At 70.8% G+C, this 7,124-nt stretch carries 8 protein-coding genes; 4 read left to right on the top strand and 4 right to left on the bottom strand.

Annotation, left to right across the window (positions count from 1 at the left end):
* Positions 1–272 precede the first annotated feature (272 nt).
* Complete coding sequence (locus AC0T5L_RS26495; protein ID WP_476168215.1) at positions 273–1,187, top strand: GNAT family N-acetyltransferase; 915 nt, start codon at positions 273–275, stop codon at positions 1,185–1,187.
* Here AC0T5L_RS26495 and AC0T5L_RS26490 read toward each other — a convergent pair.
* The 3 genes from AC0T5L_RS26490 to AC0T5L_RS26480 form a co-directional block, all read right to left on the bottom strand.
* Complete coding sequence (locus AC0T5L_RS26490) at positions 1,165–2,181, bottom strand: Gfo/Idh/MocA family protein (protein ID WP_476168214.1); 1,017 nt, start codon at positions 2,179–2,181, stop codon at positions 1,165–1,167. The genes AC0T5L_RS26495 and AC0T5L_RS26490 overlap by 23 nt on opposite strands.
* Before the next feature lie 99 nt (positions 2,182–2,280).
* On the bottom strand, positions 2,281–4,245 hold the full coding sequence (locus tag AC0T5L_RS26485; RefSeq protein WP_476168213.1) for a heavy metal translocating P-type ATPase: 1,965 nt from the start codon (positions 4,243–4,245) through the stop codon (positions 2,281–2,283).
* Positions 4,238–4,618 (bottom strand): ArsR/SmtB family transcription factor, encoded by a 381-nt coding sequence (locus AC0T5L_RS26480; protein ID WP_476168212.1) that lies wholly within the window; start codon positions 4,616–4,618, stop codon positions 4,238–4,240. Before AC0T5L_RS26480 ends, AC0T5L_RS26485 begins: the two co-directional genes overlap by 8 nt.
* Before the next feature lie 163 nt (positions 4,619–4,781).
* Between AC0T5L_RS26480 and AC0T5L_RS26475 the strand changes: the two genes are divergently transcribed.
* From AC0T5L_RS26475 to AC0T5L_RS26465, 3 genes are all read left to right on the top strand, one after another.
* Positions 4,782–5,405, top strand: coding sequence for a methyltransferase family protein (locus AC0T5L_RS26475; RefSeq protein WP_476168211.1), 624 nt, complete (start codon positions 4,782–4,784; stop codon positions 5,403–5,405).
* Positions 5,402–5,536 (top strand): hypothetical protein, encoded by a 135-nt coding sequence (locus AC0T5L_RS26470; RefSeq protein ID WP_476168210.1) that lies wholly within the window; start codon positions 5,402–5,404, stop codon positions 5,534–5,536. The genes AC0T5L_RS26475 and AC0T5L_RS26470 overlap by 4 nt, the downstream gene beginning before the upstream one ends.
* 254 nt (positions 5,537–5,790) lie before the next feature.
* A complete protein-coding gene (locus AC0T5L_RS26465; RefSeq protein ID WP_476168209.1) occupies positions 5,791–6,186 on the top strand; it encodes a hypothetical protein in 396 nt (131 codons plus the stop codon).
* Here the strand turns inward: AC0T5L_RS26465 and AC0T5L_RS26460 are convergent.
* Positions 6,177–7,121 carry a DUF4097 family beta strand repeat-containing protein gene (locus AC0T5L_RS26460; RefSeq protein ID WP_476168208.1) on the bottom strand — a complete coding sequence of 315 codons (945 nt, stop codon included), beginning with the start codon at positions 7,119–7,121 and terminating at the stop codon, positions 6,177–6,179. The two genes, AC0T5L_RS26465 and AC0T5L_RS26460, sit on opposite strands and share 10 nt — an antisense overlap.
* Positions 7,122–7,124: the final 3 nt, after the last annotated feature.

Here is a 7,124-nt window from a genome sequence, read left to right as displayed (position 1 = left end):
CTGACAGTAGAGGCGGGGTAGGACAGTACGTGACCGGCCAAGGACACACGGGAGTCTCAGAGCCGATTCACCTCCGGCCCGAAGTCCGGAGCACTCTCGGATAAAACCGGTAGCGGTTGTGCGCACATACCTGCCTACCGATGGTGGAAGTTCCCCTGCGGCAATGGTAACTCCGCAACTCCCCGGCTGGGCGAAGTCCGCCCGGACTCACGCCAAAGCCACTACTTTGGGGAGTCATTGACTTGCGGAAAGTAGTAAAGGTAGTGATGTAGGTGTCCGTCCAGATCAAGAGTCCCGAACTGCGCGACCTCAGTGCGCCGCCCACCGTTCGGGACCTGTGCCCCGGATACCGCGTCGCCCGCTGGGACTGCCCCGCCGCCCTGTCACCGCCCTGCCGCGAGCGCCTCCACCGAACCCTGCGCGGCCTGGCCGCGCGCGCCTTCGGCGCCGACCACTCCGGCTATTGGCGCACCCGTGTCGAGGCCGGGTTCTTCGACCAGATCACCACCCTGGCGCTCATCCTGGGCCCCGACGACTCCCCCGTCGGCTGGGGCGGCTACCACCGCCGCCGCTTCGCCTCCCGGCGCGCCCTGTACCTGGACGCGGCGGGAGTGGTCCCCGCCCACCGCCGCTTCGGCCTCTCCGCCGCCCTGATGACCCACTTCCTGGCCCGAGAGGTCCTCCTCCACCCGCTTCGGCGCACCTATGTGGTACTGCGCACCCGCCACCCGGCCGTCTACGCCGGGTGGCGCAAGGGCCTGGGCCCCGCCCGTGTCTTCCCCAACGAGCTCCGGCCCCTTCCCGCTCTGATCCGTCGCATCGCCGGCGAGGCCGCCGAGTGGTTGGGCGACGGACCCCGTCTGGAGCCCGACACCCTGCTCGTCCGCGACGCCTACCGTATGTTCGACGGTGAGATCTACGGCACCCGGCCACGCAGTGGGCACACCCCGCTCGATGACTACTTCACTCACCGGGTCGGACCCAAGGACGCCGTCCTGGTGGTGGCCCGCACGAGCGCGCCCGTGCTGGTCCGGGCCACCGCCGCACGTGTGCTGCGGATACGGTCCCAGGGCCTGCCCGCGGTCGGCGGCCGCCCCGTGCCCGGCACCGAACACGTGGATCCGGTCTCAGGGACCGCGCCCAGCGGGGCGGATACGGCCGGACTCATGCCAGGGGCACGGCCTTGACGGTGCCGGGGCTGTACACCAGACCGCCCACATCGCGGATCTGATCGGTGATCTGGGCCAGACGCAGGCTCTCCGACCAGGGCATGTCAGGGCTCTCGCGTTCGCCCGCGGCCACGCGACGGGCAACCTCCTCGGCCTCGTACTCGTAGCCGTTGGCGCGGAAGGGCCGGTGGAACTCCTCTGGTTCTTGCCCGTCGCGATGCAGCACCACATCGGTGGCCGCCCAGAAGAGCGGAATCTCCAGCCAGCCCTTGGACCCGGCCAGCACCGCCCGGTTGGGCAGAGTGGTGCGCGAGGAGCACGACAGCGAGCCGGTGCCACCGTTCTCACCGCGCACGAGCACGGTGGTGTGCGTATCCACCATCCGGTCGGGCGACAGCTGCCGGGTGGCGCCCACGACGGTCAGCTCACCCAGGTACTGAGAGGCGAAGGCGATCGGGTACACGCCCAGGTCGAGCAGGGCGCCGCCGCCCAGGTCAGCGTTGAAGAGACGATGGTCGGGGTCGTAGGGGACGTTGCTGCCGAACTCCGCCGACAGCCAGCACACCTCGCCGATCGCGCCGTCATCGACCAGGTCGCGTACCAGTCGGGAGGCGGGCAGGTAGCGGGTCCACATCGCCTCCATCAGGAAGCGGTCGTTGTCGCGGGCGGCCGCCACCATCTCCGAGACCTGGAGGGCGTTCATGGCCATGGGCTTTTCGACCAGCACGTGCTTGCCCGCGTTCAGGCAGGCCAGGGTGTTGGGGTGGTGCCAGGGGTGGGGGGTGGCCACGTACACGGCGTCCACCTCGGGGCTCTTGGCCAGGTCCGCGTAACTACCGTGGCGTCCGGGGATGTCCCAGGCATCGGCGAACTCGTCGGCCCGCTCCCGGGTGCGTGATCCGACCGCGGTGACCCGGGCCGTGGGGGTGGCTCTGAGCCCTTCGACGAAGGAGTGTGCGATACCGCCGGTCCCGACCACGCCCCAGCGCAGTCCGCCGTTGTCATCTGTCATGCAGGCATCCTAAAAACACGGTTGCCCGAGGGGGCCACCCGGGTGCGGCACTCGACCGGGTGGCCCCGCACCGTTGGCGTAGGAGACCACCGGCCCCTCTCATGCCGCCGAACGCTGCAACTCGCGCGTCGGGGGCGTCTCCGATGAGGACAGGCCCAGTCTGCGCGTGCGTCCGGCGCGGATGCCGTTGCCGATGACCACGACCTCGGCCACCTCGTGCACCAGCACGACCGCGGCCAGCCCGAGCATCCCGAACAGCGCCAAGGGCATCAGGCCGATGATGATGGCCAACGACAGCCCCACGCTCTGCCACATGATCGTCCGGGAGCGGCGGGCGTGCGCCAGTACCCCCGGCAGATGGCGCAGGTCCTCGCCCATCAGCGCGACGTCGGCGGTCTCGATGGCCACGTCCGCGCCCATCGCCCCCATCGCGATGCCCAGGTCGGCGGTGGCCAGCGCCGGGGCGTCGTTGACCCCGTCACCCACCATCGCCACCGAGCCGTTCGCACGGAGCTGGCCGACGATCCGGGACTTGTCCTCGGGGCGCAGGTCGGCGTGCACGTCGGCGGGGTCGATACCCGCCTGCTCGGCCAGTGCGGCGGCGGTCGCGCGGTTGTCTCCGGTGAGCATCACGGCCCGGTAGCCCGCGCCGCGCAGGGATGTGACGACCTCGCCCGCTTCGGGGCGCAGCTCATCGCGCACCGCCACCGCGCCGATCACGGTGCCCTGCTCCTCGACCAGGACTGCGGTGGCTCCGGCGTGCTGCATCCGCTCCATGTCACCGGTCAGGGGCCCGGGGTCGATCCAGCCCGGCCTGCCCAGCCGAACACCGCGGCCGTGCAGGGTGCCGGTGAGTCCGGCGCCGGTGACGGCCTCGACCCGCTCGGCCCGCTCCGGTGCGGGGGCGGCGTCCAGGATGGCGCGGGCCAGCGGGTGCTCGCTGCGTTCCTCCAGCGCGGCGGCCACCGCCAGCACCTGCTCGACGGTGTGTCCGGGGGCCGGAACCGTCTCGATGACGGCCGGGCGGTTGCGGGTCAGGGTGCCGGTCTTGTCCAGCGCCACGGTCCTGACCCGGCCCATGGCCTCCAGGGCGGCCCCGCCCTTGACCAGGGTGCCGTGCTTGGAGGCGGCGCCGATCGCGGCGACCACGGTGACCGGCACGGAGATGGCCAGCGCACAGGGCGATGCGGCCACCAGCACGACCAGGGCGCGCTCGATCCAGGTCAGCGGGTCACCGAGCAAGGCTCCCAGGACGGCGATGAGTACGGCGGCGATCATCACCCCGGGCACGAGAGGTTTGGCGACCTTGTCCGCCAGGCGCTGTCCGGCCCCCTTGCGGGACTGCTCGGCCTCCACGATGGACACGACGCGAGCCAGGGAGTTGTCGGCGGCCGTGGTCGTCACGGTCACCTCCAGGACTCCGGTGCCGTTGACGGAACCGGCGAACACCTCGGTCCCCGGCCCGGCCCCGACGGGGACGGACTCGCCGGTGATGGCCGAGGTGTCCAGGCTGGTGTGCCCGGAGGCGATGACCCCGTCAGTGGCCAGGCGCTCCCCGGGCCGCACCACCAGCGTGTCGCCCACGGCCAGTCCTGCCGGGTCGATGCTCTGCTCGGCTCCGTCGCGCACCACCCTGGCCTGGTCGGGAACCAGGTCCAGGAGGGATCTCAGGCCGCGCCGGGTGCGGGCCACGGAGTATTCCTCCAGCCCTTCGGCGATGGTGTAGAGCACCGCCAGCATCGCGGCCTCACCCACCTCGCCCAGCAGTACCGCGCCGACGGCGGCGATGGTCATCAGCGTGCCCACGCCGATCCTGCCCTTGGACAGGCGGCGTACGGTGCCGGGGACGAACGTCCAAGCGGCCACCGCCAGCGCGGCTGCCTTGAGTACCAGCCCCACCAGGTCGGGGGCTTCGAACCAGGCCGCGCCGTAACCGGTCAGCAGGAGTACCGCGGCCACGGCGGCGAAGCGGAGCTCACCGACCTGCCACAGCGTCTCCGGCTCGTGCTCCTCGGTGCTTTCAGCGGTGCGGGGCTCGTCTGCGTCGCAGCACGCGTCACTCATCGCACGCCTCCGTCCCCGCGCTGTCGGTTCCGTAGTTGGGGCACAGCGCGACGGCGCTGCCGGTCGCGGCCAGGAGCGTCTCCGCCGCCGAGAGCAGGTCCAGCAGTTCGGGGCGGGCCAGGGAGTAGAACACCTGCCGTCCTTCAGGGCGGCCGTCGACCAGGCCGCAGTCGCGCAGGCACGCCACGTGCTTGGAGACCGTGGACTGGGCCAGACCCAGCTGGGTTACCAGGTCGGCCACCCGCGCCTCGCCGTCGGCCAGGCGGCGCACTATGGCCAGCCGGGTGCCGTCAGAGAGGCTGTGGAAGAGGGCTTCGGCGGCGCCGACTCCCTCGGTTGTGGCTACGCATCCATCCGTGCTATTCATCGCCATAAGACGATCATATCCAAATCTGGCGATGATGGAAGGTGTGGGCACGCCGAACCGGCGCGAGGCCCCGACCGAGACGGCCGAGGTGCCCGAACCGGGCGGCCGGCTCTTCTTCGGCGGGATCGCCGTCACCGACCTGGCGCGTCCCACCTGAACGGAGACCCCCGTGTTCGTGACCGCACTCGCCCTCTACCTGCTCGGCCTCATCCTGGCCTTCGGCGTGCGCACCCTGGCCGTGTGGCGGCGCACCGGCGACACCGGGTTCCGCCGCCCGGACACCGTCACCTTCACCGCCCCTTGGTGGGGAAGCGTGCTCTTCGTGGGTGCGCTCGCTTTGGGCCTGGCCGCACCCGTGGCCGGGTTGTTCGGCCTCGCCACGGCGGGCCCGCACAGGATCGCGGGACCGACCGGGCTGGCCCTGATGCTGCTCGGCCTGGTCCTGGTGCTCATCTCCCAGTCCGCGATGGGCGCCTCCTGGCGTATCGGAGTGGACGAGGACGAACGCACGGAGCTCGTCACGCACGGCGTATTCGCGCTCGTACGCAACCCGGTCTTCACCGGTATGGGGGTACTGCTGCTCGGGCAGGTGCTGGCCGTCCCCTCGGGGCTGTCCACGGCGGCCCTGGCGGCCTTCGCCGCCGCTGTCCAGGTGCAGGTCCGTGCCATCGAGGAGCCCCACCTGCTGCGCACGCACGGCACCGCCTACCTCGGTTACGCTGCACGCACCGGTCGTTTCCTGCCTGGGATCGGTCGGCTCGTCGTCCACGGCACCACGGAGGGGCCCCGGTGAGCGGTCGTCGCACTCCCAGCGACCACGGGCCCACACCGGAGGAGGAGCGCGTCGGCCGTATCGCGCTGACCGTCATCCTCACCGTCAGCGTCGCTGTCCTGGCCGCCCTCGGCGTCCTCGTCCTGGGGTGAGCGGGACCATGAACGTCCCCGGTCCAGGGGGACGCCGTCGATCCGGCCGGTCGCCGGCTCCGCCCCGGCTGTCCGGGAAGAGCCGAACACGTCCATGCCGCCGTGATCTCCTGGACCGGTCAGGCTCTGGGGATCGAAAAAACACGGTCATCCGGGGGCTGGGGCAGGGTAGGTGTTCGGATTCTCCGCCCGGGGACCGTACGGTGTCCATGGAGGCGGGCGAGGCCGCCCGTGAGCCACGAACGGAGGAGGACATGTCGGACACTCTCTCCCAGAAGCTCGGGGTGCAGCCCGGTGACCGGCTGCTCGTTCTCAACGCCCCGGAACGCTACCTGCGACTGCTGGATCCGCCCCCCGACATCCATATCGACATGGGGCCCACTGAGGGCGCAGAGTACGACGACGTCCACATGTTCGCCCTGGACCGGGGGACCGTGGACCGCGAGGCACCCCGGACACTGGCCCTGGTGGGTCCGCGCACCCGCCTGTGGATGTGCTATCCCCGGCGCGGCGGAACCATCATCACCGACCTGGCCGCCGACAAGGGCTGGGACCTCCTCGTCGACTCCGGATGGCACGGCACCGCCCAGGTGCCGATCGACTCGGACTGGGCGGCGCTGCGCTTCGAACGCCGTGCGTCTCAGCCGTAGGTGACGTTCACGGAGCCTCTGACGGTCTCGGCCCGGATGTGCGCGTCGGCCTCCGAGGAGGTGTCCACCTCCACGTTGCGGCTTCCGGACACGGGCTCATCCGCGTCGCGGCCTCCGGACACGGACTCACCGGTGACGGCGTAGGCGCCCTCGGGCACCCGCACGTTGATATCGCCGCTGTCGCTCTCCATGCTCAGCAGTTCGAAGGGCTCGTCGGTGGTGGCCTCGATGCCCCCCGAGTACGTGTAGATCTCCGCCCTGGTGAAGCCTCCGCCCACCCGCACGCCGCCGGACTCGGACTCGGCCACGACCGTGCGCGCGTTGAACCCCGACACGTCCACCTCGCCGGAGCCGCTCGCGACCTTCAGGTGCTCGCCCGCACCCTGGGCGGTGATATCACCCCAGGCGGTCTCGGCCTCCAGTGAGCCCTCCACCCCGGACACGTCGATCTCACCGGTGTCGGCCTCGATGGCGACGTCGCCGCTGTTGCCCGACACCCGCACGGATCCGCTGCTGCTGCTCAGGTCCAGTGCGCCGTCGACGCCCTCGGTGACGATCCGGCCGATGCTGGTCTCCACGGCCAGGTCGGTTCCCGCCGGGACGGTGATCTCGTAGTCGATCCCGCAATTGCCGAAGAACGTCAGGCCCGTGCATCTGGCATCCAGCTCCAGGACGCCGTCGCCCTCCTCGACGGACTCCGTCGGCATGGAGAAGGGAGTTCCGTACATGGCGCGTTCCACCCGGATCTCGTCCCCGTCGCCGCGGGTGAAGGTGACGTCTCCGGGTGTGTAGTTGTCGAACTCCACGGCCTGCGGGCCGAAGAAGGAGGAGGTGTCGCTGTCGTTTATCACGCTCACGTTGCCCACGATCACGACCACGGTCCCCACCACCAGGGCCGCCGCCAGTGCGGCGCCCAGGAGCAACCATGACCTCACGCG

Source organism: Nocardiopsis sp. TRM 82005 (genome assembly GCF_056312425.1).
The sequence above is the reverse complement of the archived record's forward strand: the minus strand, read 5'-3'. Positions and strand labels throughout refer to the sequence as shown.